Origin of the sequence: Pseudoxanthomonas gei, assembly GCF_010119615.1 — a bacterium.
GTDB lineage: Bacteria > Pseudomonadota > Gammaproteobacteria > Xanthomonadales > Xanthomonadaceae > Pseudoxanthomonas_A > Pseudoxanthomonas_A gei.
In genome coordinates, this window is sequence record NZ_QOVG01000012.1 from 42055 (window position 1) to 67746 (window position 25692).

Annotated in this window: 20 protein-coding genes, 4 tRNA genes and 1 pseudogene; 14 read left to right on the forward strand and 11 right to left on the reverse strand. The window is 65.0% G+C overall.

Translation table 11 applies throughout. The features are described 5' to 3' along the window. Positions 1–199: 199 nt before the first annotated feature. On the reverse strand, positions 200–1285 hold the full coding sequence (gene prfA / locus DT603_RS14970) for a peptide chain release factor 1 (RefSeq protein WP_162350797.1): 1086 nt from the start codon (positions 1283–1285) through the stop codon (positions 200–202). Continuing rightward, on the reverse strand, positions 1263–2543 hold the full coding sequence (gene hemA / locus DT603_RS14975; RefSeq protein ID WP_162350798.1) for a glutamyl-tRNA reductase: 1281 nt from the start codon (positions 2541–2543) through the stop codon (positions 1263–1265). Before hemA ends, prfA begins: the two co-directional genes overlap by 23 nt. 66 nt (positions 2544–2609) lie before the next feature. Here hemA and DT603_RS14980 point away from each other — a divergent pair, with 66 nt between their 5' ends. From DT603_RS14980 to ychF, 8 genes are all read left to right on the forward strand, one after another. Then, a complete protein-coding gene (locus DT603_RS14980; RefSeq protein WP_162350799.1) occupies positions 2610–4274 on the forward strand; it encodes a tetratricopeptide repeat protein in 1665 nt (554 codons plus the stop codon). Further along, a complete protein-coding gene (lolB, locus tag DT603_RS14985; protein WP_162350800.1) occupies positions 4271–4927 on the forward strand; it encodes a lipoprotein insertase outer membrane protein LolB in 657 nt (218 codons plus the stop codon). Before DT603_RS14980 ends, lolB begins: the two co-directional genes overlap by 4 nt. Further along, a complete protein-coding gene (gene ispE, locus DT603_RS14990) occupies positions 4924–5829 on the forward strand; it encodes a 4-(cytidine 5'-diphospho)-2-C-methyl-D-erythritol kinase (RefSeq protein WP_162350801.1) in 906 nt (301 codons plus the stop codon). Before lolB ends, ispE begins: the two co-directional genes overlap by 4 nt. Further along, a tRNA-Gln gene (locus tag DT603_RS14995) sits at positions 5807–5884 on the forward strand. Before ispE ends, DT603_RS14995 begins: the two co-directional genes overlap by 23 nt. Positions 5885–5964: 80 nt before the next feature. After that, a complete protein-coding gene (locus DT603_RS15000; RefSeq protein ID WP_162350802.1) occupies positions 5965–6924 on the forward strand; it encodes a ribose-phosphate diphosphokinase in 960 nt (319 codons plus the stop codon). Positions 6925–7034: 110 nt separating this feature from the next. Further along, positions 7035–7697, forward strand: a complete 663-nt coding sequence (locus DT603_RS15005) for a 50S ribosomal protein L25/general stress protein Ctc (protein WP_162350803.1) — start codon at positions 7035–7037, stop codon at positions 7695–7697. Positions 7698–7745: 48 nt separating this feature from the next. Beyond that, positions 7746–8324 carry an aminoacyl-tRNA hydrolase gene (gene pth / locus DT603_RS15010; protein WP_162350804.1) on the forward strand — a complete coding sequence of 193 codons (579 nt, stop codon included), beginning with the start codon at positions 7746–7748 and terminating at the stop codon, positions 8322–8324. Between the two features lie 167 nt (positions 8325–8491). Continuing rightward, positions 8492–9583: a redox-regulated ATPase YchF gene (gene ychF, locus DT603_RS15015; RefSeq protein WP_162350805.1), complete on the forward strand. Its 1092-nt coding sequence runs from the start codon at positions 8492–8494 to the stop codon at positions 9581–9583. 24 nt (positions 9584–9607) lie between these two features. On the opposite strand, the gene DT603_RS15020 is transcribed toward ychF, so the two are convergent. The 9 genes from DT603_RS15020 to DT603_RS15060 form a co-directional block, all read right to left on the reverse strand. Beyond that, the gene (locus DT603_RS15020) at positions 9608–10864 is read right to left on the reverse strand and encodes an ABC transporter ATP-binding protein (RefSeq protein WP_162350806.1); all 1257 of its coding nucleotides are present in this window, start codon (positions 10862–10864) and stop codon (positions 9608–9610) included. After that, positions 10864–11661 carry an ABC transporter permease gene (locus DT603_RS15025; RefSeq protein ID WP_162350807.1) on the reverse strand — a complete coding sequence of 266 codons (798 nt, stop codon included), beginning with the start codon at positions 11659–11661 and terminating at the stop codon, positions 10864–10866. The genes DT603_RS15020 and DT603_RS15025 overlap by 1 nt, the downstream gene beginning before the upstream one ends. Further along, positions 11658–12512, reverse strand: a complete 855-nt coding sequence (locus DT603_RS15030; protein WP_162350808.1) for a class I SAM-dependent methyltransferase — start codon at positions 12510–12512, stop codon at positions 11658–11660. Before DT603_RS15030 ends, DT603_RS15025 begins: the two co-directional genes overlap by 4 nt. A 7-nt stretch (positions 12513–12519) precedes the next feature. Next, positions 12520–13740 (reverse strand): acyltransferase family protein, encoded by a 1221-nt coding sequence (locus DT603_RS15035; protein WP_343037773.1) that lies wholly within the window; start codon positions 13738–13740, stop codon positions 12520–12522. Next, complete coding sequence (locus DT603_RS15040; protein WP_162350809.1) at positions 13737–15056, reverse strand: glycosyltransferase; 1320 nt, start codon at positions 15054–15056, stop codon at positions 13737–13739. Before DT603_RS15040 ends, DT603_RS15035 begins: the two co-directional genes overlap by 4 nt. Positions 15057–15074: 18 nt before the next feature. Beyond that, on the reverse strand, positions 15075–16571 hold the full coding sequence (locus DT603_RS15045; protein ID WP_162350810.1) for a glycosyltransferase: 1497 nt from the start codon (positions 16569–16571) through the stop codon (positions 15075–15077). Positions 16572–17034: 463 nt separating this feature from the next. Next, positions 17035–20109 (reverse strand): TonB-dependent receptor, encoded by a 3075-nt coding sequence (locus DT603_RS15050; RefSeq protein WP_162350811.1) that lies wholly within the window; start codon positions 20107–20109, stop codon positions 17035–17037. 124 nt (positions 20110–20233) lie between these two features. Continuing rightward, positions 20234–21349, reverse strand: a complete 1116-nt coding sequence (locus DT603_RS15055; RefSeq protein WP_162350812.1) for a FecR family protein — start codon at positions 21347–21349, stop codon at positions 20234–20236. Then, positions 21327–21914: an RNA polymerase sigma factor gene (locus DT603_RS15060; RefSeq protein WP_162350813.1), complete on the reverse strand. Its 588-nt coding sequence runs from the start codon at positions 21912–21914 to the stop codon at positions 21327–21329. Before DT603_RS15060 ends, DT603_RS15055 begins: the two co-directional genes overlap by 23 nt. Positions 21915–22226: 312 nt before the next feature. Here DT603_RS15060 and DT603_RS16135 point away from each other — a divergent pair. The 6 genes and pseudogenes from DT603_RS16135 to DT603_RS15085 all read left to right on the forward strand — a co-directional run. Beyond that, positions 22227–22790: pseudogene (locus DT603_RS16135) on the forward strand (cyanophycinase); the annotation flags it as partial. 225 nt (positions 22791–23015) lie between these two features. After that, the gene (locus DT603_RS16140) at positions 23016–23987 is read left to right on the forward strand and encodes an isoaspartyl peptidase/L-asparaginase family protein (protein WP_246191881.1); all 972 of its coding nucleotides are present in this window, start codon (positions 23016–23018) and stop codon (positions 23985–23987) included. Positions 23988–24771: 784 nt separating this feature from the next. Beyond that, positions 24772–24857: transfer RNA gene (locus DT603_RS15070), tRNA-Tyr, on the forward strand. Between the two features lie 29 nt (positions 24858–24886). Continuing rightward, positions 24887–24960, forward strand: a tRNA-Gly gene (locus tag DT603_RS15075). A 35-nt stretch (positions 24961–24995) separates the two neighbouring features. Then, positions 24996–25071, forward strand: a tRNA-Thr gene (locus DT603_RS15080). 80 nt (positions 25072–25151) lie between these two features. After that, positions 25152–25692, forward strand: a 541-nt coding sequence (locus DT603_RS15085) for a GTP-binding protein (protein WP_162350815.1), incomplete at its 3' end; no start/stop codon positions are given.

Below are 25692 nucleotides of genomic sequence, written 5' to 3' on the forward strand. Positions count from 1 at the left end.
TTCGACCCGTGACCTTGGGTCATTGGCAACAAGGCCACGGGTTTACGCGTCGCCGGCAATGGCAAGCCAGTTTGAAAGTCGCCAGCCTGGTGCATGCGGACAGGCTAGTCCTGCATGGCTGCGGGGCATGCAGGTCTTGGTGCAGCTGCCTGCGGGAATCGATTGCCCGGTGGTCGAAGGTCGCGACCTGCGTGTCGCGTCACGCGGCTTCGGTCAACCGTGCCAGTTCATCGGCCTGGTGCTCGCGCGACAGGCGTTCGATCAACTCGTCCAGGTTGCCCTGGATGATGTTGGGCAGGTCATACAGGGTGAGTCCCTCGACGCGATGGTCGGTGATGCGGCCCTGGGGGAAATTGTAGGTGCGGATGCGCTGGCTGCGGTCGCCGCTGCCGACCTGCAGCTTGCGCGATTCGGCCTGGGCGGCGGCCTGTTTGCTGCGTTCGGCTTCCAGCAATTGCGCCTTCAGCCGCTTCATCGCGTGCTCGCGGTTGGCGTGCTGCGAACGTGCGGTCTGGTTCTCGACCACCAGCCCGCTGGGGATATGGGTGATGCGGATCGCCGACTCGGTCTTGTTGACGTGCTGGCCGCCGGCACCGGAGGAGCGGAACGTATCGACCTTCAGGTCCGCCGGATTGATGACCACTTCCTCCACCGCGTCATCGTCGGGGATGATGGCGACGGTAGCGGCGGAGGTGTGGATGCGGCCCTGCGATTCGGTTTCAGGCACCCGCTGCACGCGGTGGGTGCCCGACTCGAACTTGAACCGCGAGAACGCGCCGCGGCCACTGATCTTGGCCACGATTTCCTTGTATCCGCCATGCTCGCCGGGACTCTCCGATTCCACTTCCACTTTCCAGCCCTGGCGCTCGGCGTAGCGCGCATACATGCGGAACAGGTCGCCGGCGAAGATGGCCGCTTCGTCGCCGCCGGTGCCGGCGCGCACCTCGAGGAAGAGGTCGGCGTCGTCGCGCGAATCCTTGGGCAGGAGCAGCAGCGACAGCTCGTCCTCCAGCTGCAACAATCGCGCACGGGCGATTGCGATTTCCTCTTCGGCCAGTTCGCGCATCTCCGGGTCGCTGCGCAGGGCTTCTGCGGCGGCGAGGTCACGCAGGGCATTGGCTTCCTCGCGCAGCGCGACCGCCACCGGCTCCAGCTGCGAGAACTCGCGCGAGTACTTGCGGAAGCGTTCGTTGTCGGCGACCACGCCGGGTTCGGACAGCAGGCGCTCGAGTTCCTCGCGGCGTTCGGCCAGCGCCTCGAGCTTACGGCGCAGGGTCGGCGTCATCGTCTTTCTTGGTATGGGTATAGGGAGCCTGCGCCGGGAACAGCCTGTCGGCGGCACGCGCCAGCTCGGCGTCTCCCGACAGGGCCGCTTCGCGCAACGCCGCGGTAGGTGGATGCAGCAGGCGGTTGGTGAGCGTATGGGCCAGGAAATCCAGTACCTCCTGCGGCTCGCGGCCGTTGGCCAACTGTTGGCGCGCCTTTGCCAGTACCTCGTCGCGTGCCAGGTCGCCGTGCGCCCGCAGGCGTTTAAGCGGTTCCTGGCGCATGCTCGCATGCAGGTTCTCGATGTAGCGCGCGACCTGCAGTTCGATGATGGCCTCTGCCGCGTCGGCGGCTTCGCGCCGGCCCCGCCGATTGTCTTCTACCGCGCGTTCCAGGTCGTCCACGGTGTACAGGTAGGCGTCGTCCAGGCTGGCAACGCCGGACTCGATGTCGCGCGGCACGGCCAGGTCGAACAGCAACATCGGCTTGTGCCTGCGTTGCGAGAGGGCGGTGGCGACCTGGGCGCGGGTCAGGATCGGTTCGCGGCTCGCAGTGGCCGAGAACACCACGTCGGCCTCGGCCAGGTGCCGGTCTATTTCGCCCAGCGGCAACGCGAAGCCGCCGTGGCGGGAGGCCAGCTCCTGCGCATGCGACAGCGTGCGGTTGGCGATCAGGAGGCGGCGGACCTTGCCTTCGCTGAGATGGCGTGCGGCCAGTTCGATGGTTTCGCCGGCGCCGATGAGCAGGACCGTGGATTCATCCAGGCGCGCGAATGCGTTCTGGGCCAGGCGCACGGCGGTTGAAGCGACAGAGACGGGGTTGGCCCCGACGCGTGTATCGGTACGCGCACGCTTGGCCACTGCGAAGGTCTGCTGGAAGAGCCGGTCCAGGCGCGTGCCCAGGGCCCCGTGTTCGCGCGCCGCCACCCAGGCTTCCTTGACCTGGCCCAGGATCTGGGGCTCGCCCAGGACCATGGAATCCAGGCCGGTCGCTACCCGGAACAGGTGGCGCACGGCGGCGGCATCGCTATGACGATAGAGATAGGCATCCAGGCCTTCGGCGTGCGCGGCCATCCAGCGCGACAGCGCATTGCCGTCCTCGGCGAATGCATACAGTTCGGTGCGGTTGCAGGTGGACAGCACCGCGGCCTCGGAGACCTCGGGCAATGCCTGCAGCGAGGACAACGCCGCGGGCAGCGCTGCCGCATCGAACGCGACGCGCTCGCGCAGGCTTACCGGCGCGGTCTGGTGGTTGATTCCGAGAACCCACAACGTCATCGTTCAGTTGCTTGCGTTAAGCTTCTGGCCATTCAAGGTCGCCATTTTACGGCCCGGTTCGCCTCCATGCCTGCATTGATTCGCATCACCGTCGCCGCATTGCTTTTGGCGGCCACGGCGGGTTCCGTTTCCGCCGCCCCAGCCCCGGCAAAAGCCGCGGACGCGCTGACCCCGGTCATGGCCGGAGAATTTGCCCTGCAGGCGGGCCAGCTCGACGAGGCCTCGCGCTGGTACCTGCAGGCGGCCCGGGCCGACGACGACGCCGGCCTGGCCGAACGCGCCACCCGCATTGCCCTGCTTGCCAACGACGATGCGCGCGCCGCCGACGCCCTCAAGCTGTGGCGCCAGCGCGCTCCGCAATCCCTGGCCATGCGCGCGGCCGAAGCCGCCCTGGCACTGCGCAAGAGCAACGTGGCCGTTGCGCGCCGGGAACTGGGGGCCTTGCTGCGGGACAAGGACGACATGGGTTGGCGCTATGCCCTGACCGTGCTCGGCAGTGGGGGCCGGGATCCGGCCTTGTCGGCCCGGTTGCTGGACGGATTCGTCGACGCCGGTGCCATTCCGGACAAGTTGCCAGCCTGGCTTGCCTTCGGAGGGCTGGCGCAATCGCTTGAACAATCAGCCCTGGCCGAGCGCATTGTCGGCGAGGCGGTCAAGCGCTTTCCTGCCGAACCCAAGGTTGCCCTGCTGCACGTCGGCCAGCTTCGCCAGGCCGGCAATACGGAAGAAGCCCGCAAGGTGCTCGACGGCTTGGCCGATGCCGCCGTACTGGCGCCGCAATTGCGGCTGGCCATCGCCGCCGAATACGACGCGCTTCGTGACCCGAAGCAGGCCGCCGCAACGCTTGCACGCGGCACCCAGGACAACCAGACCTACGGCCTGCGTGCTTCGCTGCTGGCCAAGGCCGAAGACACGATGACGCTGACCCTGCTCTACGATGAGCTGCGCAAGGACGCAAGCAATCCGGATCCCCAGCGGCGCCTGCTGCTTGGGCAGATCGCTCAGTTCCTGAAGCGTCCGCAGGAGGCGCTGGAGTGGTACCGCGGCGTTCCCGGCGGCCCGCAGCGTACCGAGGCGCGCCTGCGCACCGCCAACGTCCTGTTCGAACTCGGTCGCAAGACCGAGGCTTTCACCGACGTGCGTGCCTTGCAGGCCGATGCAAGCGCGGACGATGAAGCACGGCGCGGCGCCTACCTGCTGGAGGCCGAGCTCAAGCAGAAGGACCAGGACGATCCGGGCGAAATCGACGTGCTTGCGCGCGGGCTGGCCGCCTATCCGGATGACAACGCGCTGCTGTATGCGCGAGGCTTGGCGTGGGAGCGCCGTGACCGCATCGACCGCGCCGAGGCCGACCTGCGGCGGATCCTGGTCACCGACCCGGAGAACGTCGCCGCGCTCAATGCCCTGGGTTACACGCTGGCCGATCGCACCACGCGGTACCAGGAAGCACTCGAACTGATTGGCCGCGCGCGCGTCGCCGAGCCCGACGAGGCCGCCATCATCGACAGCTATGGCTGGGTGCTTTACCGGCTGGGCCGCAACGCCGAGGCGCTGGTCGAATTGCGGCGCGCCTTTACCCTGCAGAAAGATGCGGAAATCGCCGCCCACATCGCCGAAGTGCTGTGGGTCAGCGGCAAGCAGGAAGAAGCCCGCAGGTATTTCGAGGAATCGCGCAAGCTGGATCCGGAAAATCGCTCGCTCCTGCGCGCGCTGGAGAAGACGGGCGCATGAGGGCATCAACGCATGCCGCCGGCCTGTGCGCTGCCCTCGTGTTGCTGGGCGGCTGCGCAACGCGGGGCCCCAGCGGGGCATTGCCGCCCGCCTTGTCCGACCCGCGGGCGATCGAAGCGGCGGAGCAGGGACAGTCGCAACGTGAGCAATGGCTGCGCGAGCACCCGCAATGGTCGTTCGAGGGCCGGGTCGCCATCAACAACGCGGGCAAGGGTGGCAACGGCAGGATCGAATGGCAGCAGGACGGGACTGCTTACGTGGTGTCGCTGAGCGCGCCCGTGACCCGGCAGAGCTGGCGACTGACTGGGGACACCCGTTCGGGCGCTGGCCGGCTGGAGGGGCTGCCAGGTGGCCCGCGTCATGGTGAGGATGCCGAGGTTCTGCTTCTGCAAGCGACCGGTTGGGACATACCGGTCAACGCCCTGGCCGGATGGGTGCGGGGACTGCAGGCGGTAGGCTTCCCCGTGGAGGAGCGTTCCTTTTCGACGGAAGGGCGCGTGCAAACCTTGCGCCAGGCGGGTTGGCAGATCGACTACACGCAATGGACCGACGCGCAGGACAGCCGGCCGGAATTGCCCAGTCGGATCGAGGCCCAGCGTGACCAGGCCGCGGTTCGACTGCTCGTTGACCGGTGGGATTTCAGCGCGCCATGAACAGTCCCGGGGCAGGGGACGAAGCGGGTTGGTCGACATGGCCTGCGCCTGCCAAGTTGAACCTCTTCCTCCAGATCACCGGGCGGCGCGCCGACGGGTATCACGCCCTGCAGACTGTATTCCGGATGCTGGACTGGGGTGACGAGATCCGTCTGCGCCCCCGGCGCGACGGCCGGATCCAGCGCTTCGGGACCGGACTGCATACGGTCAGCGAGCTGGATGACCTGACGGTAAGGGCTGCCAAACTGTTGCAAAATGAAGTCAAAAGCAGCCAAGGCGTCGATATATGCGTCGAAAAACGCATTCCGATGGGCGGCGGGTTCGGCGGCGGTTCTTCTGATGCGGCCACGGTGCTGGTGGCCCTGAATCACCTCTGGCGGCTGGACCTGGACCGCGACAGCCTCTGCAGGCTGGGCCTGAAACTGGGTGCAGACGTACCAGTCTTCGTGGCAGGTGAGAATGCCTGGGCAGAAGGCATAGGCGAAGTGCTCACTCCGCTGCGCCTGCAGAAGGCCTGGTATGTACTGGCTGATCCGGGAATCCACGTCCCCACTGCAGAGTTGTTTCAATCATCTGATTTGACGCGCAATGCTGCACCCGCGAAAATAGCCGACTTCATTTCGGGAAAGATGCTCGGCAACGCGTTCGAGCCGGTCCTGCGTAGCCGCGAACCCGCCATTGAGGCAGTGTTTTCGGTCCTTTCGCGGATTGGCACGGCACGTCTCACCGGGTCCGGCAGCGGTTGTTTCGTCGAATTCAGTGACCGCGCGTCCGCAGAGGCCGCGCTCGCGGAGTTGCCGGAAGGATTGCGCGCCTGGATCGCGGAAGGCGCGGACCGCTCGCCGTTGCATGATTTCCTGGAGAGGCAACAACACACACTGGGGCGTCGCCAAGAGGCCTAAGGCACCGGGTTTTGATCCCGGCATTTCGCAGGTTCGAATCCTGCCGCCCCAGCCAATCAATGCAGTTTCGTTTGTTTCCCTTGAGTACGGCGCTTGCGCCGGGCTTCCCAGCGCTACCTTCCGGACCCCAATGACATGCAAGACGAACGCAACCTGCTTGTCTTTTCCGGAAACGCCAATCAGCCGCTGGCCGCCAGCATCTGCCGTGAGCTTGGTATCCGCCAGGGCAAGGCGCTGGTGTCGCGCTTCTCAGATGGCGAAGTGCAGGTAGAGATCGAGGAGAACGTGCGTCGGCAGGAAGTGTTCGTGATCCAGCCGACCTGCGCCCCCAGTGCCGAAAACCTGGTGGAGCTGCTGGTGCTGGTGGACGCACTGAAGCGCGCCTCGGCCGCCAGCGTCACCGCAGTCGTGCCGTACTTCGGCTATGCGCGCCAGGATCGTCGCCCGCGTTCGTCGCGGGTGCCGATCACCGCCAAGGTCGCGGCGCAGATGTTCAGTTCGGTGCGTACCGATCGCGTGCTGACCGTTGACCTGCATGCCGACCAGATCCAGGGCTTCTTCGACATGCCGGTGGACAACGTGTACGCATCGCCGCTGCTGCTGGCCGACATCTGGCGCGCCTACGGCACCGAGAACCTGATCGTGGTGTCGCCCGACGTGGGTGGCGTGGTGCGCGCGCGCGCCGTGGCCAAGCGCCTGGACGATGCCGACCTGGCGATCATCGACAAACGCCGCCCGCGCGCCAACGTGTCCACGGTGATGAACATCATCGGCGACGTGCAGGGCAAGACCTGCGTGCTGGTCGACGACATCGTGGATACGGCAGGCACCCTGTGCGCAGCTGCTGCCGCGCTCAAGGCGCAGGGCGCGTTGAAGGTTGCCGCCTACTGCACCCATCCGGTGCTTTCGGGCCCGGCCGTGGACAACATCAACAATTCCGAGCTGGACGAACTGGTCGTCACCGACACCATCCCGCTCTCGGCCGCCGCGCGCGGCTGCGCCAAGATCCGCCAGCTCAGCGTCGCCGAGCTGCTGGCTGAAACCATCCGCCGCATCGCCTTTGGCGAATCGGTCAGTTCGCTCTACGTGGACTGAAGCAACCGGCAGGCAGCCATCCGGCTGTCGGCCACACCGGCTCACCTGGTCGCGGGTGAGCCTCCAAAATCGCCGCGAGGCGATTCATTCAACTGAAGGTAGTAGAAGAAATGGCAATCACACATGAAATGAAGGTGCAGCGCCGCGAAGACGAGGGTAAGGGTGCGAGCCGCCGCCTGCGTCACGCCGGTACCGTGCCGGCCATCGTTTACGGTGGCGAACTGAAGCCCGTCAGCATCCAGCTGAACCACAATGACGTCTGGCTTGCCAGCCAGAACGACTGGTTCTACTCCTCGCTCCTGGACCTGAACCTCAACGGCGACGTGCAGAAGGTGCTGTTGCGTGACATGCAGCGCCACCCGTTCAAGCAGCAGATCATGCACCTGGATTTCCAGCGCGTGAACGAGAAGGAGACGCTGCATGTTGCGGTGCCGCTGCACTTCCTCAACGAGGACAAGTCGCCGGCCGGCAAGTCCGTCGAAGTGGTGGTCACGCACGAACTGAAGGACGTGAACATCGAATGCCTGCCCAAGGACCTGCCCGAGTTCATCGAGGTTGACCTGGCTGAGCTGAGCGTCGGCGATATCATCTACCTGTCCGACCTGAAGTTGCCGGCCGGTGTAGAGATCCCGGGCCTGAAGCTGGGCAAGGACCATGACGACGCGGTGGTCATCGCCAAGCACGGCAAGGAAGAAGAGGAAGTCGCCGACGTGGCAGCAGTCGCCGAAGTTCCGGCGGCCAAGGTTGCCAAGAAGGAAGAGCCCAAGAAGTAATCGCATGACGATGCGTCCGCTGCGGCGGACGCATCGGCGATTGACGTCATGGCAGGACTTCGTCTCATCGTCGGATTGGGCAATCCCGGTCCCGAACACGCGCGAACCCGGCATAACGCCGGGTTCCGTTTTGTCGATACGCTCGCCGAAAAGGAAGGCGTGCGTTTTGGCCTGGAAAGCAAGCTGTTCGGCGAAACCGCCAAGATCCATGTCGGCGGCGAGGCGATCTGGTTGCTGAAGCCAGCCACCTTCATGAACCTCAGCGGCAAGTCGGTCACCGCCGCGCTGCGCTACTGGAAGATCGATCCGGAGCAGGCATTGCTGGCCCACGACGAACTGGACCTTGCGCCGGGCACGGCACGGCTCAAGTTCGATGGCGGGCATGGCGGGCAGAATGGATTGCGCGACACCATGCAGCTGCTGGGCAACGGCAAGTTCCACCGTCTTCGGATCGGCATCGGCCATCCGGGCCACAAGGACAAGGTCACCGGCTGGGTGCTCGGCAAGCCAGGCAAGGATGATGAAATCCTGATCGGGCGTGCCATCGACGACGCCATCGAGGTGTTGCCGCTGGCAGTCGCGGGCAACTTCATGGACGCGATGACCAGGCTGCATACGGGTAAATAGGCAAGTCGGCGGCATGGCCGCCTGCGAAGGGCAATGGGCAAGCGCGGGCAGTGCCGTTCTTTACCATTCACACTTCGCCCTTCACTGCGGCACCCAGAGTCAACGGCAAAGCGCGGCGTAACCGCCCTTCTTTCCCCTTCACTCTTCACCATTGGCGGCTCCAACCCATGGGCATCAAATGCGGCATCGTCGGTCTTCCCAACGTGGGCAAGTCGACCCTTTTCAACGCGCTGACCAAGGCCGGCATCGCCGCGGCCAACTTTCCCTTCTGCACCATCGAACCCAACGTGGGCGTGGTGCCGGTGCCGGACCTGCGCCTGAATGAGCTGTCCGACATCGTCAAGCCGCAGAAGGTGATACCCACTGCGGTGGAATTCGTCGACATCGCCGGCCTGGTCGCCGGCGCGGCCAGCGGCGAAGGCCTGGGCAACAAGTTCCTGGCCCACATCCGCGAGGTGGACGCGATCACCCACGTGGTGCGCTGCTTCGAGAACGACGACGTCATCCACGTCAACAACAAGGTCGATCCGCTTTCGGACATCGACACCATCGATACCGAACTTGCGCTGGCCGACCTGGACAGCGTGGAGAAGGCGCTGAACCGCGCCGAGCGCTCGGCCAAGCAGGGTGAAAAGGACGCGATCGCGCGCAAGCCGGTGCTGGCGAAGCTGCAGGCGGCGCTCAATGATGGCAAGCCCGGCCGCAGCATCGGCCTGGACGAGGAGGAGCTGGCGCTGGTGCGCGACATGTTCCTGCTGACCCTGAAGCCGGTGCTGTACATCGCCAACGTCAGCGAGGACGGCTTCGAGAACAACCCGCACCTCGATGCCGTGCGTGCCCGCGCTGCCGCCGAGGGCGCTGAAGTGGTGCCGGTCTCAGCCGCGATCGAGGAAGAGCTCTCGCAGATGGACGACGCCGACCGCAACACCTTCCTGGCCGACATGGGCTTGAACGAGCCCGGCCTCAATCGCGTCATCCGCGCCGCCTACAAGCTCCTGGGCCTGCAGACCTATTTCACCGCCGGGGTGAAGGAAGTGCGCGCCTGGACGGTCAAGGCCGGTTCCACCGCGCCGCAGGCCGCGGGCGTGATCCACACCGATTTCGAGAAGGGCTTCATCCGCGCCGAGACCATTTCCTACGCCGACTTCCTCCAGTACAAGGGCGAAGCAGGCGCCAAGGAAGCCGGGCGACTGCGACTGGAAGGCAAGGAATACCGCGTGCAGGAAGGCGACGTACTGCACTTCCGCTTCAACGTCTGACGGAAAACGCCTGTCGCGGCGCGCCTACTGTGGCGCGCCGTCGACACCGGCCGAAGCATCGCGCTGGACGCTGGTCTGCGCCCCCAGCCATGCATAACCGACGAAATCTTCCTGCTTGGCGTTGTACATGTGGAAGATCAGCGCGTTGTCTCGCCATTCGTAGTTCTGGCTGATGTGGGAATCCTCGCGCGACAGCGAGAGGGACACCGAATAACTGCCCTTGCCGATGCGCGCGGGGAACTCGAAGCGGTAGACGATCAGTTCGCCGGGCGGGGGATTCTCGATCGCCTGCTTCAACCTGTGCGTGTTGATGCCGTAGATCGCCTGGCCGAAACGGTCCTTGATCATGAAGCCCAGCACCAGGCGGTCCAGCGCGGCGTGGATGCGCACGCCGACTTCCAGTGTCACTGTGTCGCCCACCTCGACGGCCTCCACCGGCATGCCTTCGCTGTTCACCAGGCGCAGGGTCTCGACCCGCGCCTGTCCAGTGCCTGAAATGGTGGAGATGCGCCCGTCGTCGAGCACCTTCTGTTGCACGGTCTGGTGTTCGCGCTCGGCCATCAGCGCGTTGTAGTAGTCCAGGATGTCGACCGGGTTGCCCTGCATCTTGACCCGCCCTTCCTGCAGCAGGATGGCCTTGTCGCAGATGGTCTGGATGGCGTAACGGTCGTGCGACACGATGAGAAGGGTAGTGCCGGCGCGCTGGAACTCGCGTATGCGTTCGAAACTCTTGTGCTGGAAGTAGGAGTCGCCGACGGAAAGCGCCTCGTCGACGATGAGGATGTCCGGGCGCATGGCCGTGGCCACGCTGAAAGCCAGCCTGATCTGCATGCCGCTGGAATAAGTGCGGATGGGCTGGTCCATGTAGGCGCCGATTTCGGCGAACGCCTCGATAGCGGGCATGACCTGCGCGATTTCCTCGACGCTCAGTCCCTGCAGCTGGCCGCCCATGATCGCGTTCTGGCGTCCGGTGAAATCAGGATGGAAGCCCATGCCCAGTTCGAGCAGTGCGGAGATGCGGCCGGTAGTGGTGACCTCTCCGCTGGTGGGCTTCAGCGTGCCGGTGATCAGCTTGAGCAACGTGCTTTTGCCGGCGCCGTTGTTGCCGACGATGCCGACCGCCTCGCCCGCGCCCACCCTGAAGTCAACGTCGCGCAGTACCCAGTGCTCCACATGCTGCTTGGCGCGCGAGTCGAAACTCAGCCATTCCGCGAGCCGGGACCATTGGCTGGGGTATTGGCGATAGGCCTTGCCGAGGCCGGAAACCGTAATTTCGCCCATCAGAGTTCATCCACCATTTCTGCCGAGCGCCTGCGGAACAGGAGCAGGCCAAGCACGCACAGGACCACCGCCAGCACGGCCAGCGGCAGCACCGCGCTCCAGTGCGGCCACCTGTGCTCCAGGAAAATGCCCTGGTAGGACTGCATGAGCCCGGTCATCGGGTTGAGTGCGATCAATCCGCGGACACCTTCGGGCAGCGTGGCGGTCGAATAGACGATGGGGGTGAACCAGAACCAGAACTGCAGCACGATGCTGAAGAACTGGCCCACGTCGCGGAAGAACACATTCAATACGCCGATTATGATGCCCAGGCCCAACGCAAAAGCCACCTGCACCAGCAGCAGTGGCAGCACCGACACCAGCTCAAGGCCGGGGAAATTTCCAGTCACGGCAAGGAAGGCGAGGAAGATCGCCAGCGTGATCGAGAAATTGAGCAGTGCGCTGAGAACGACGATGGCCGGCAGGCAGATCCGGGGGAAGCTGAGTTTCTTGATCATGTTCCCGTTCTCCAGGAACACACCCATGCAGCGCTGCACGATTTCGTTGAACAGGCCCCATGTCAGCACGCCGGCGCAAAGGTAGATGCTGAAGGCAAAAGGCGTGTCGACGCCCGGCAGCCGCGCGCGCATCAGCTCGGAGAACACCAGGGTATACACCAGGATCATGGCCAGCGGCTGCAGCACGGTCCACAGGCCGCCAAGCAGGGAATTCTGGTACTTGGACTGGAACTCGCGCTTGACGCTGCCGAGCACGAAGCCGCGGTAGCGCCATAGCGAAAGGCCGTGCGCAATGCTCATGCGGCGGGAGTCATCGGCTTGGAGGCAACGATGACCTGGCTCTTGGGCATGAAGGCATCGAGCTTGTGCTTGAGGTCCATGCCGCCCTCGGTTTCCAGCAGCGCCTGCCAGGTCCTCGACCACTGGTCCAGCAAGGGATGCACGGGATTCGAAAGGTCGACCTTGGCCGTCCAGAACATGGCCCACCAGATCGACCAGAAGAATCCGTAGTAATCATGCTGTTCGACCACCAGCCCGGCATCGCGGACAAGCGATTCGAAATCCTCGCGGCTGATGATGCGCACGTGGTTCGGTTTCTGGAAATAGCTGTCCGGCGCGACCTGCTTCTGCAGGTTCTCCTGCAATGCATCGGGAACGCTGAGCAGATAGCGTGCGCCCGGCTTGCCGATGCGCGCAAGCTCGGCCATGACCTGGGCGGGGTCATCAACGTGCTCCAGCACTTCGGTGCAGATCACGCGCGAGGCTGTGGCATCGGCCACGGGCAGGGTGGGGGACTCGATCAGCATGAATTCCATCTTTCGTGCCGCGCTGCCTTCAAGGCGCTTCTGCACATGCGCGATGACGGCGGGATCGATATCCACGCCGATCAGGTGCGCCCCGCGCGCCGCACAGAAATTCAGTGCGCCGCCATCGCCGCAGCCGACGTCGACCACCACGTCCTCGGCGCTGATCCCCACCCCTTTGAACACTTCGTTGCTGTCATTGAGGTACCAGCCACTCAGCACGGCATCATGCAAGCCCAACGCCATCGAATCGACCGGCGGCAGCCCGGAGTGCACGGCCGTGGAGGCAAGGGGGGCAAGCTCGCCACCGGCCTCGAGGCCCAGGATTTTCTTGATGAGTTCTGACATATGGGTTTCACGTGGGGGAAATGGGAGCTGGACGGGGCTCCAGCGGGGTGGCCTGATGATCGGCCTGCTGTATGCGGTGCGCAAGCCGCACGCCTTGCTCACGCAAAGGCCGTTCTATCCATCGATAGTTGGCTTCGGCCAGTACAGCGATCAACAGCATGGCGCTTGCCGCATAAATGAATAATGAGTAGGGGGGCGGGGGCGTGCCCGCCATGCCCATTCGCCATAGGCCTTCGCGCACGAAGAAATAGGCGGGGATGTGGATCAGGTAGATCGCATACGAGCGGCTGCCAATCCAGAGCATTACTGTTTTCAACCGCCCCGCGGAGCAGATATACCCGCGCCCATACGAGCCAAGCCACACCAGAGTACCGCAGAGAATGGCGATGAGGCCGATGCGCCAGTTTAGGGTCGCCGAATTGCTGTCTGCGGAAAGCCATGCCGCCGCGCCGAACAAAGTCAGCAGCACCGGGTAGCGCACCCACCGCGTGCGCAGTGCCACAGGTTCCATGCGCTTCCACAAGGGTGTTCCCTGCGCCATGGCCAGCAGTACCCCCCATGCCAGCGCATCGGTGCGGAATGACATGCCCCACGTGGTCCGCGTCAGGTAGAACTGCATCAGTATCAATGCCAGCAGCAGCCAGGCCAGACGGGCACGCAGAACCCAGGCAGCCAAAGGCAGCAACAGGTAGAACTGCTCCTCGAGCGAAAGAGTCCAGTAGATGAAGCTCGCACCGTACTCGTAGCGCATGAAGGAATCGGCGAAACGGAAATTGGCGAAGTTGGCCATGCCCGCCAGCGTCGCCCAAAGATTGGCATTAACGCTGCCGAATACACCGCTTCGGTTGAATGCCACTACCGCAAGCATGATCAGGCCGAGCCAGAGCCAGGCCGAAGGCAGCAGGCGAAACGCACGCCGCACCCAGAACGCAAGCACCGTTTTCCAAGAGGCGCCGGGAATGGCGGCTGATGCCGCCAGTTGCGGAAGCAGGCTGCGTGCGATCACGAACCCGGAGATTGCGAAGAACAGGTCCACGCCGGACCAGAAGGCAAAATGCGCGAATAGACGGCCCAGCCACTCCGGATACCAGTAATAGAGCGCACCTTGCAGGTGGTGCACCAGCACGCCGATGACGGCAACTGCGCGAAGGCATTCGATATCGTGGATGCGTCCGCCAGCCGGATGGCCCGCCGCCGTGTCGATTGCTGCGCCGGTTGCGGTGCTCACGCCTGTAATCTGGCTTGCACGTCGTGGTCATCCCGCCCAGCGAGATGCCGGGTGATCGCCTGGCGAAGGCGTTCGCGCACCACGTCGCGAGAGCAATAGTCTTTCAGTGATCCGATTGCACCCTGCGACAACAGCAGGTACCGGTCAGGGCATTCCCTGGCTACGCGGTGGCTTTCGCGGTACGCGGCAACTATCGATCCGAAGTCGAGCCGGTGCCGCAAGGTTCGCATTGCCTGTCGCGGATCATGCGGCCAGGTACTGGGCTCCAGGGACGAATGCAGCACGAACGCGCAGCTTTCATCGATGTAGTCCGCCATAGAGCTGTGTCGGGGCGCGATTCCGGGCTTGCCGGCCGACATGTATTCCATCAGGGGCAGGCACTGGCCCTCGCCCATGGAAGTATTCACCGCATAACTGGTCGCCAGCAGCAGGCGCTCGTACGCATCCTGCTCCAGGTAGCCGTGCAGCATCACCACCCGGCAGGCCAGGTCGCCGCACTTGTACATGATCTCCAGCATTTCCGGCACCAGCGAACTGACGTCGTAATGGGTCAGCTTCAGCACCAGCATGGCGTCGGCAACGTCCTTGAAGGCGATGCAGAACGCCTGGATCATGTCCTGCCAGTTCTTGCGGCCGTCGCCGGGGTTGAAGATGGAGGTATAGACCACGCCATCCAGGACGACTTCGCATTTGCCCTGCTGGCGGGTTGCCGGAAGTGGCAGCGGCTGTCCTTCCGCGGCGAGCAGCGACGACTTGTCGTAGGCCGACAGATCCGTGTCGCGGCTGTCGATCACCATGCCTTCCAGTTGCAACACGATGCCATGTGCAACCGGCTGGGCAGGGCCGGCATCACGCAGTGCGGCCACCGTGTCCCAGACCGGCGCCGGTGCCGACACGATCGGGAACTGCTGGCCCATCAGCTGTTTCACCTGGCGCACGATGAATCCGGAATGGGTAACGGCCCCGCCCAGTTTCCCCAGCACGCGCGTCCAATCGTTGCGCGGCTTGCCCATGAAGCCCTCATTGGGAATGGTGTCGAACTCCCATGCGAAGACCGGCAGGGTAGGGCATTCCAGGTTGATCGGCGTCTTGTGGGGGGGTGAAAAGGACAGGAAGACGCAAGGAATGCCATGGCGCCGGCAATTGCGATAGAGGGTATCGACGTCGCGTTCGGGGTCCGCCACCTCTACGACCACGCCAAGGTCCTCGAGCACGGGGCGCAGTTCACGCAGCACGAAGTAGTAACTGTATTCGGGGCGGCCGAGGTCGTTGCGGATGCTTTCGCGAGTGGAAGTGGTGTGGGTAAGGATGAGCATCGGGCGCCTTTGCGACGGTCAGGAAGCAGTAGTGGCCGGAACGGCGTTGGACTTGCCGTCGACAATGGCTTCGGCAATACGTGCGAGGAACCCGGAGAGCTGCCGTTCCACCGCTTCATCGCCGCAATAGTCGTGCATCTTGGCTACCGCGCGTGCAGACATGTCCACGTATTCCTCCGGACGCGCCTTGGCCATCACGTAGCTGGCGCGCAGGCCGAGCATCAGTGAATGCCAGTCGATCCGATGGCGCGTGGTCCGGTTGAAGGTGTAGTCGCCATGCGGCCATACGGTGGGCTCGCCATCGCTGCTTGCAACCACGAAGGCCAGTTCGCCGTCGATGTAATCGGCCATGGCGGTATGGTCTGGCGCGATCGCCGGGATGCCCGCGCACAGGTACTCAAGCAAGGGCATGCACAGGCCTTCGCAACGCGAGGCATTGACGTAGAAATCGCTTGCAGCGATCAGGTCTTCATAGTTGCCGGCATCGATGTAGCCATGGATCGCCACGATCCGGCACCTGAACGGCGCCAGCTTGCTCAGCAGCGCCACCATTTCGTGGTGGCGTTTCTCCAGGTTCACGCCGCCGAGCTTGAGTACCAGTACTGCATCCTCGACATCGCGGAATGCCCAGGCGAATGCGGTAAGCATGTCCTCCCAGTTCTTGCGTCCGTCAGAAGGAGTAAGCACCGAGGTATAGACCACCCCCTCCAGCGGCATGCGGATATCGAGTGGCGGCGGCAGTGCCCAGCCCGAGGGCACGGGATCGTTCTCGCCGGGCAGCGCGTCCTGCAGTGATGCAGGGGAAGCGATCGCGTCCGCAGGCAGGCTGCGCCTGGGCACGTCGTACCAGCGATCTTCCGCCATCACCGGCTTGGGAGGCAGCAACTGGTCGTCATCGGCAGCGAACGGTGTGCCATCGTCATGGTCCGGGTTGATCATGCCGTCCGCATTCAGGCCCAGCAGGTGGCTGTCGACGACCCGGGCCTGGCGCAGCCGCAGCACGCGATGCTCGGGCAGCGGCGCGCGCGCGGCGATGCGTTGGCGCAGATCCGCATAACGATGCCATGACGGCGTAGGTATGGCGGTGGCCGGGTAGTCCTCGCCCAGCGCATCCAGCACCGCGCGGCGCGTGTGGCGGGAAAGCGGGATGGCCCCGGCTACCTGGCGAAATACATCGGCCCAGTCGTTGCGTGGGTCTTGGAGCCAGGACAATTCATCGCCCAGCCTGGGCAGATTGGGGTATTCCCAGGCGAAGACCGGGATTGTCGGGCATTCAAGGCCCAGCGGAGTCTTGTGAGGAGGGGCGAAAGACAGCAGTACGCAACTTTCGCCGTTGTCGCGACACGTGCGCCAGATGGGGTCGGCCAGGGTCGGATCATCGATACATTCCACCGTGCCCAGCCTTCCCAGCAAGGCCCGGAAGGCATCCAGCACGTACCAGTAACTGTAGTCGGGCGTCCCCAGCCGGCTGTTGATGGATTCCTGCGTGGTATTGCAATACAGCAGAATCCTCATTTGACGCATTTCCTCTTGCGCCAGTTCGCGGCGGCGTGCTGACAGTATAAAACATGCGGCTAAGGCCCGATCCGCAGACGGCCCCTGACGCGGACCGCTGGAGCAGTGGCGATATGGTCAGCGCATGCTCTCTTGCGACAGAGTGAATCCGGCAACTCCCGCACCCGCAGCGTGGCGTTCGGACGGCGAATCGGACCTGCAGCCGATAGGGGCCATGCCCGGGGTCCGGGCCGTTCGTGTGGGCCTGGCGGACGTGAACGACCTTTGCTGCGCCATGCCACTCTGATTCGCCGCTCTGGTTCACCAAGACCTGGTGACGGCGTCTGGCCGATGTACGGGGACGGCCATGCGCGGTGCTGGCAGCCAATGCCGCATGCGGGCGGCGACACCCCAGACGCGGGTTGCAAAAGAAGAACCCGCCGGGAGGCGGGTTCTTCAGGTTTCCAGTGTCCAGGAGACGGCGTTACAGCGCCGCGCCGCCCAGCTTCCAGGTGACCTGCACGAAATAGCTGCGGCCCACGCTGTCGAACCAGGAGGTGTCGTAGTAGGGGTAGTTCGCCCAGGTCGCATCCTTGGGCGGCAACTTGTCCAGCAGGTTGTTGACGGTCAGCGACACGCGCAGGTGATCGTTGATGTCGTAGCGGGCGCCCGCGTTGAAGCGCCAGGTGGAACCGGTCCACGCGTCGTTGTCGTAGTTGGCGACGCGTCCCAGGTAGTTGCCGAACAGGCTGGCGCCCAGCGGTCCCCGGTCCCAGCTCACGCCCAGGTTGCCCTTGGTGCGCGGCAGGGTGGTGGCACTGAAGCTGACGTCCAGCATGTCCTCCTCCGGGTCTCCGGGATATTGCTGGCGGGTGTGCTTGTCGGTCCAGGTGTATGCGCCGTTGAAGCGGAAGTCGCCGGCATTGGCGGTCTGCAGGCGATAGCTGGCGGTGACGTCGACGCCTGAGGTCTCCTCGTTGGCGATGTTGATCGGGCTGAAGTGGACGCTGGTGATGTCGCCGTCCGCGTCCCGGATGACACGGGCCAGGGCGTCGACGCAGGACGGGGAATTGATGTCCACCGAACCGCCGGAGTCGTTGGTGCCCAGGCGGCAATTGGCCTCGTCGATCCTCAGCTGCTCCCGGCTCTGGCTCTGCACCTGGTTGGACACGCGAATCCGGTAGTAGTCCACGGCCAGGTCGAAGTTGGCGAACGGCGACCAGACGAAGCCTGCCGAGAACGACTTGCTGGTTTCCACGTCCAGTTCCATGTTGCCGGCGTAGACATCGAAGGTGTTGATGTCCCAGGTTCCGTCGTCGTAGCACTCGCCGTCGCTGAAGCCCGGTTCGTCCTGGCGGCAATGGTAGTAGTCGGTGGAAAGGGTGCGGTAGAAGTCATCGCCGGCGAACAGGTAGTGCATGTCCGGCGCGCGGAAGCCGGTGCCGTAGGAGCCCCGGACCAGCAGCGCGTCGAGCGGACGCCATTCCAAGCCCATGCTGTAGGTGAACTTGCCGGGATTCTTGTCGCCATAGCTGTAGCGGTCGTAACGGCCCGCCAGACTGGCCTGCAGGGTCGACGCCAGTGGCAGGCGAAGCTCGCCGGCGGCGCTCCAGTGATCGCGGTCGCCACTGCCGTCGCCGTAACGCGGGCCATAGTAGGCGTCGGCGGTCAGCGCCAGGGGATCGGGATTGATGCGATAGGACTGGGTTCCGAACTCCAGCGCGCCGGCGAAGCCCACGTCGCCGGCCGGCATCGAGAACAGGGCGGGGGTATCGACCGTGAAGCTGAGGTTGTCGTTGTCGGCCTTGGGGCGGAAGGTGGACATCGCGCCGATGGTGGCGAATTCGGCCGGGGTCAGCGGGGTGAACAGGCGCGCAGGGTCGGGGCTGTAGATGGCGTAGCCGTCGGCGTCGTAGCCTTGGCGTTCGCCCAGGAACAGGCGATTGGCGGCATCGGCCCGGATCCGCGGCATGCCCACGTCGGCGTTGTACTGCGAATGGTTGTAGGCCGCTTCCCAGTTCCAGGCATCGGCGAACACGCCCTTGAGTCCGGTGGTCACCGCAAAGGTCTTCTGGGTGGTGGTGTTCATGCGGTTGCCCAGGCCGCCGATCTCTTCCGGGGTGAACTGCCGCGACCAGGTCTCGTAGTGCCCGGTGAGGGCGTTGTAGAACACCTTGTCGTTGTTGTCGGTCGAAGCCGGATCGTGGAATTCCCAGCCCATGACGTCGCTGACGACGTCGTTGCCATTGGTTCCGGTCAGCAGCCTGACTTCCTGGCGCCCGACCTGGACATCGGCGAACCACGACAGGCTGTCGGAGAACCGGTACTCGAACGAGCCGTAGGCCGTGTATCCCTTGCGCTCATTCTGGATGGTGCGATATGCGATGGCCCGCTCGCTGCCGCAATACGGCTCGCCGAAACGGTCTTCGGCCAGCACCGTGGTGCCGTCATTCAGCCCGGCCATCGCCGCGCAGTCGTCGGCGGGTGGGATGTTGACGTCGTCGTCCCAGTCATAGAGTTGCGCGGTCAGGCGCGGCAGGCGCCGGCGCGAGGTCGGCGCGTCCAGGGTCGAATCCTGGTTGTCGCGCTCGAATCCCCACAGCGGGCGCTTGTCCTGCAGCTCGACGCCGACGATGGCGCTGAAGTTGCCGCGTTCGAAGCCGGTGGTCAGGGTCAGCTTGTGGGATTCACCACCGCCACGGCTGGTATCGCCGTAGCGGTAGTCGATGGTGGTGCCGTCGGTGGACTTCTTGAGGATGAAGTTGATCACCCCGGCCATGGCGTCCGAGCCGTACACCGCCGACGCGCTGCCGGTCAGTACTTCGATGCGGTCGATCATGCCCAGCGGGATGTTGCCGATATCGGTGAAGTTGCTGCGGCCGTTGAGCGGCAGGGGGAAGTCGGCGATGCGGCGGCCATTGACCAGCACCAGGGTGTGGTTGGGACCCAGTCCGCGCAGGTCCACGGCCTGGGCGCCGGGCGTGGACTGGGCGCTGGTGGTGTTCTGCTGGCCCTGCACGCTGCCGCTGTTCTGGCTCAGCGAGCGCAGCACGTCGGGCACCGAAGTCAGGCCGGCGGCCTGGATCTGCTCGGCGGTGATCACCGTGACCGGGGCGGGACCCTCGATCTGCGCGCGCGGAATACGCGACCCGGTGACCTGGATGGTTTCCAGCTCCTTGACCTCGGGTGCCGGTGCGGGTGCGGCCGGCGACTGCGCAGCCATCGAGACCTGGCGGACCGGCGGCTTGGGCGCCTGGCGCCGGACGATGACCATGGCACCCGAAGCATCACGCTGGGCCATGAACGGGCTGCCCTGCAGCAGCCGGTCCACCGCTTCCTGGGCGGACTTCGCCCCTTGCACGCCCGAGGTGCGCAGGCCCTGCAACTGGTCGGCGCGATAGACGAACTGCGCGCCCGACTGGCGGGCGAGGGTGTCCAGCGCGGTGACCAGCTCACCGGCGGGGATATTGATCGGCACCGCGGCCGAAGCTTGCGCTTGGGTGGCCAGGGCGGCCGAACAGGCCAGGCTCAACAGCAGGACTCGGAACGGACGCAGCATCTTCTTCCCCATCGGCGCACGGATTTGCACCCCTGACTAACATTGACGAACGAGCCGCGGAAATCCCCCCGCCATGCCGCAACGGCGCGTGGCGAGATGCGTGGAAAGTCGTTGGCGGCACCGCTCAGCGGCTGTGCAGCACGATCCGGTCCGGATGGGATTCGGCGCGCACCGGGAATCCCTGCTCAAGCAGACGCACGAAGGCCTCGGCATTGGACCAGCGGAAATTGCCGCCGACCCGCAGCGCCGCCACGGCCTGGTCTCCCATCACGATCTTGCGCGGGCCGTAGCGGTTGAACTCGGCCGCCGCGTCTTCCAACCGGGTGTCGCGGAAGGTCAGGTAGCCCTGGCGCCAGTCGAGCTGCCGTTCGGCTTCCTCGACCGTGCCCGACCGCACCAGCAGGCGCTGCTGGCTGACCAGAGCGACGCTGCCGGCCTGCAACAGGGTGGTAGGCAGTGGTCCGCCAGGCGCAACGTCACCGGATTGCAGTCTTACCGTTCCTTCGGTCACGACCACGCGCAGGTCGGCGCCGTCGCGGCGTACCGAAAAACGGGTGCCGACGGCTACCACCTGGCGCCCGCCCGCGCTGACCACGAACGGCCGGCCGCTGTCCTTGGCGACCTCGAAGAACGCTTCGCCCCGGTCCAGCTCGACGTGGCGCTCGCCCCGGGAAAGCGCCACCTGCATGCTGCTGTCGCTGCTGAGCGTCGCGCGCGAGCCGTCGGAAAGCGGCACGCTGCGCAGGTCCCCCATGGCGGTCAGGTAGGACGCCTGTTCGACCGGCCATTGGCGTTGCCAGCCCCAGCCGGCGACCACGGCCAGCAGGACGATGAGCGCCACCCCGGCCGCGCGACGGCCGCTATGCGACACCGCCACGCGGTGACGGGGTGCGAAGGCAAGGTCGCGCAGGTCGGGTAGCGCTGGGAGTTCGCGGGGCGGGTCGGCGCTGGCCCCGGCCTGGGCGGAAACCGCCGGGCCGCCGGCAGGGCCGTCGCCGAAGGGGGAGCGCATCCATTGCCCGCGTGCCGGGATCACGCCAGCGGGTATGCCCGCACCCAGTGCTTTCAGGCGGCCCGTGTTATCCCAGGCTGCTTCCAGGCGCAGGAACGCAACCTGGTGCGCGATGGACTCGGCCAGCCAGGCCTCCAGCGCCTGCTGCGCCGGCCCGTCCCAGGCATCGCCATCACGCCTGGCCAGCCAGGCAGCGGCGGCATGTTCAATCTGCCGGCTGCTGGCCATGCGCCTGTCCGTTCCCGGCCGGGGCCGGTTCCTGCAGCTGCTTCGCCGCGACCGGTTCGTCCATGTGGAAATAGCCCGCGATCAGGCGCACGCCCTTGGCCAGCTGCTTTTCCACGGTCTTCTCGCTGATTCCCATGCGCACGGCAACCTCCTTTTGCGGGAGCTCCTCGACCCGGCGCAGCCAGACCACTTCCCGGCAACGGTCGGGCAGGCGGTCGAAGGCTTCGGCCAGTCGCTTGAGGGTCTGCCGGCCGCTGGACCAGCGTTCCGGGCTTACCTCGTCTACTAGGACGTTCAACGACTCCATATCCCCCACCGAGTCGATCGACACCACCCGGCTGCGCCGCAGCCGGTCCGTGATCAGGTGCCGCGCCGTGGTGAACAGGAAGGCCTTTGGCGTGTCCGGGCGCGTGCGTGCGGCGGCCTCGTAAACGCGCGCATAGGTTTCCTGGCGCAGGTCGTGCCACTCGTCGCGATGCGGCCACGCGCGTTGCAGGAACAGCGCCAGCGCCCGTTCGTGGACCAGCACCTCACGGACGAACCAGTTGTCCAGGTCGGTAGGCATGACCGCACTCTAGCCGATCGCCAGCCGCGCACGCATGGGGGGAAGCGGCCGCCGGTTCGTCTTCCTGTGCATCGGTGCGTGGCATCCTGCTGCGACCTTGGAAGCGGGAGTGATGGCATGGTGTCTGTCTCTGGTGCGATGCGTCGCGTCGTTGTGTGCATGCTGGCGCTGGGCTTGTCGTTGCCCGCGCTGGCGGCAAAGCCGGTCCATTACGTGGTCGGCGACACCGGTGCGAAGACGCCCGGCCAGGTGCAGCCGGGCCTGCTGCTGATGGGCGGCGGCGATCGCAACTTCGAGGCGATGCGCTGGTTCATGGCCAAGGCGGGCAACGGCCACATCGTGGTGCTGCGCGCGTCCCAGGCCGGAGAGATCGGCGAGGAGTTTTTCAAGGAAGTCGGTGGCATCGCCTCGGTCGAGACCTATGTCTTCAGCGACCGCGAAAGTGCCACGGACCCCGCGATGCTGCGCAGCCTCAAGCGCGCCGACGGCATCTTCCTGGCAGGCGGCGACCAGTCACGCTACGTGCGCTACTGGCGCGGCACGCCGGTGGCTGCGGCGCTGGACGCACACGTGCGCGCCGGCAAGCCGCTCGGCGGTACCAGCGCCGGCCTGGCCATGCAGGGCGAGTACCTCTATGGCGCGATGGATGGCGGCAGCCAGATCAGCCCGCGCGCGCTGGCTGATCCGCTCGGCCCGGACAACACCATAGAGGCGGATTTCCTGCATCTGGCGTTGCTGCAAGGCGTGATCACCGATACCCATTTCAGCGAACGCAACCGCCTGGGGCGCCTGATTGCCTTCGTCGCCAAGGCCGAGTCGATTGCCAAACGCCCCCTGATTGGGCTGGGCGTGGACGAAGACGCTGCTGTCGCGGTGGAAGGCGATGGCAGCGCGCGGGTCTACGCGACCGCGCCAGGCGCTGGCGCAACGGTGGTGAAGGGCGGGTTTGCGCAGGTGCAGGCAGAGGACCAGGCCATGAACCTCGATCGCGTGGACACCGTGGTTGCCGGTGTTCGATCAGTGCTGCATCTGCCCAGCGGCCGCGTCGAGAAGCCTGCCGCCGAGCGGCATTACGCCGTGCGCAAGGGGGTCCTGGTAGCAATGGAATCCCCGCTGCTGGTGATCCATGGCGGCGCCGGCGTGGAGCGCGCCAGCATGACCCCGGCCGAGGAAGCCGCCGCCCGCATTGCGCTGGAAGCCGCCCTGCGCGCCGGCCATGCCCAGCTAAGCGCCGGCAAACCAGCGCTGGATGCGGTGACCGCTGCCATTACCGTGCTGGAAGACGCGCCGCAGTTCAACGCAGGCCGTGGCGCGGTATTCACCCACGATGGCCGCAACGAACTCGATTCCTCGATCATGGACGGGACCACCGGCAAGGCCGGCGCAGTGGCCGGCGTGCAGCGGGTCAGGAACCCGATCACGTTGGCGCGTGCGGTGATGGACAGGTCGCGCCACGTGATGATGGTGGGTGGTGGTGCGGAAGCCTTTGCCAAGGAGCAGGGCGTGCCGCTGGTCGATCCGTCCTACTTCCGCACCGAGAAGCGCTGGCAGCAGCTGCAGCAGGCATTGAAGGAAGAAGCCAAGGCCCAGGCAAGCGCCACGCCGCTGGTGCTGCCGGGCAAGGCGTATTTCGGCACGGTCGGCGCGCTGGCCCTGGATGCGCAGGGTCACCTGGCGGCGGGAACCTCCACCGGCGGCATGACCAACAAGCGCTACGGTCGGGTGGGCGATGCGCCCATCATCGGCGCAGGGACCTGGGCCGACGAGCGCTGCGCGGTATCGGGCACGGGCTGGGGCGAGTACTACATCCGGATGGCCGCCGCGCACGAGATCTGCGCGCGGGTGCGCCTGTCCGGCGAGGGCCTCGCCCGCGCCGCGGAAGGGGTGATCAACGGCGATATTCCCAAGGCCGGCGGCGACGGCGGCGCCATCGCCCTCGGTGCGGATGGCAGCGTCACCTTCCCTTTCAATACCGAAGGCATGTACCGCGGCTGGATCGGTGTAGACGGCGTGCCGCATGTGGCCGTGTATGCCGGGGAGGGATGGGCCATCTCCCCCGCGAAGGCTCCGTGACTCGCAAGCTAGTGCGCCCTCGTGAATATTGGTGCCGCCAACCTCACGGTGATCGCTTGAACACTGAAATATTCTTTTAAAACAAGGTGTTGTGCTTTGGTACTGCGTCCGGTGTCGGCGAGCCCAGGGAGGTGGTAGTGAAACCCGGGCCGGGCCCCGGCACCCCTTTCGGCCTGAAGAAGCATGCAAGTTGGGTGGTCGGCGCTGATGAGACAAGGATTTCGCAGCCCGCGCCTGCACCGCGAAATGACCGTCAAACGCAATGGCAGTGGGCGATTGCCTGTTATGGCGTCGGTATCCATGTCGATGAGGCCTGCGCGATCCGGGAGCCGGGCTGGGGCGGGTTCCTTGCTTATCGCGGTGGCCCACGTTATCTGCGTCCGCAAGGCCTACAGGAGGAACCGGCGTGGGTGGGGCACCAAGAGGCCAGCCCAGATCAGCGGGCGAGGGAAGAGAGCTTGGGTTTGAAGGCAATTGCCGGATCTTTGAATCAAGACCAAAGGCATGGCCCGAGGCTGGTGAAGCGGCAGCGTGCCCCGATGCGGCCTGTTTCGCTTACGAAAACCTTCGTTTCCACGACCCCGCACCAGGCCAACTTGGGGGTGCTGGCCTGAAGCTTGTGACCTGAAGAACCGTGATTTGTGTCAGGCTTGTCGCTGAAGGCATCTGATTGCGGCCTCGGAGCATATGCGCGGTTGACAGGCCCGCCCGTACAGGCCAAAATCTCCGGCTGTTTCACTCCGGTTTGATTTGGCCGGCCAGGCTTTATCGAATCTACATATCCGGAGGGATACCCAAGCGGCCAACGGGGGCAGACTGTAAATCTGCTGGCTTACGCCTTCGGTGGTTCGAATCCACCTCCCTCCACCAGTATCAAAGTGTCACTGCAGTTTCCCGGCGCGGGAGTAGTTCAATGGTAGAACCTCAGTTTTCCAAACTGATTACGAGGGTTCGATTCCCTTCTCCCGCTCCAACGCACCACGGTAACCAGCAGGTTTCAAGTTCAACGCTCACGTAGCTCAGTCGGTAGAGCACCTCCTTGGTAAGGAGGAGGTCGAAGGTTCGATTCCTTTCGTGAGCACCACCCAAGCTCCACGCAACACCAAGCAAGCAATACCCAGCACGCAACCATCCATTCAACGATCTACTCGAGAATAAGCAGCCATGGCAAAGGGTAAATTCGAACGCACCAAGCCGCACGTGAACGTGGGCACGATTGGTCACGTTGACCACGGCAAGACGACGCTGACGGCGGCGCTGACGAAGATCGGTGCGGAACGTTTCGGTGGCGAGTTCAAGGCCTACGACCAGATTGACGCGGCGCCGGAAGAGAAGGCGCGCGGCATCACGATTTCCACGGCACACGTGGAATACGAGTCGGCCAACCGCCATTACGCGCACGTCGATTGCCCGGGCCACGCCGACTATGTGAAGAACATGATCACCGGTGCGGCGCAGATGGACGGCGCGATCCTGGTGTGTTCGGCCGCTGACGGCCCGATGCCGCAGACCCGCGAGCACATCCTGCTGGCCCGCCAGGTCGGCGTGCCGTACATCCTGGTCTACCTGAACAAGGCCGACCTGGTGGACGACGCCGAGCTGCTGGAACTGGTGGAGATGGAAGTCCGCGAGCTGCTGAGCAAGTACGACTTCCCGGGCGACGACACCCCGATCATCACCGGTTCGGCGCGTTCGGCGCTGGAAG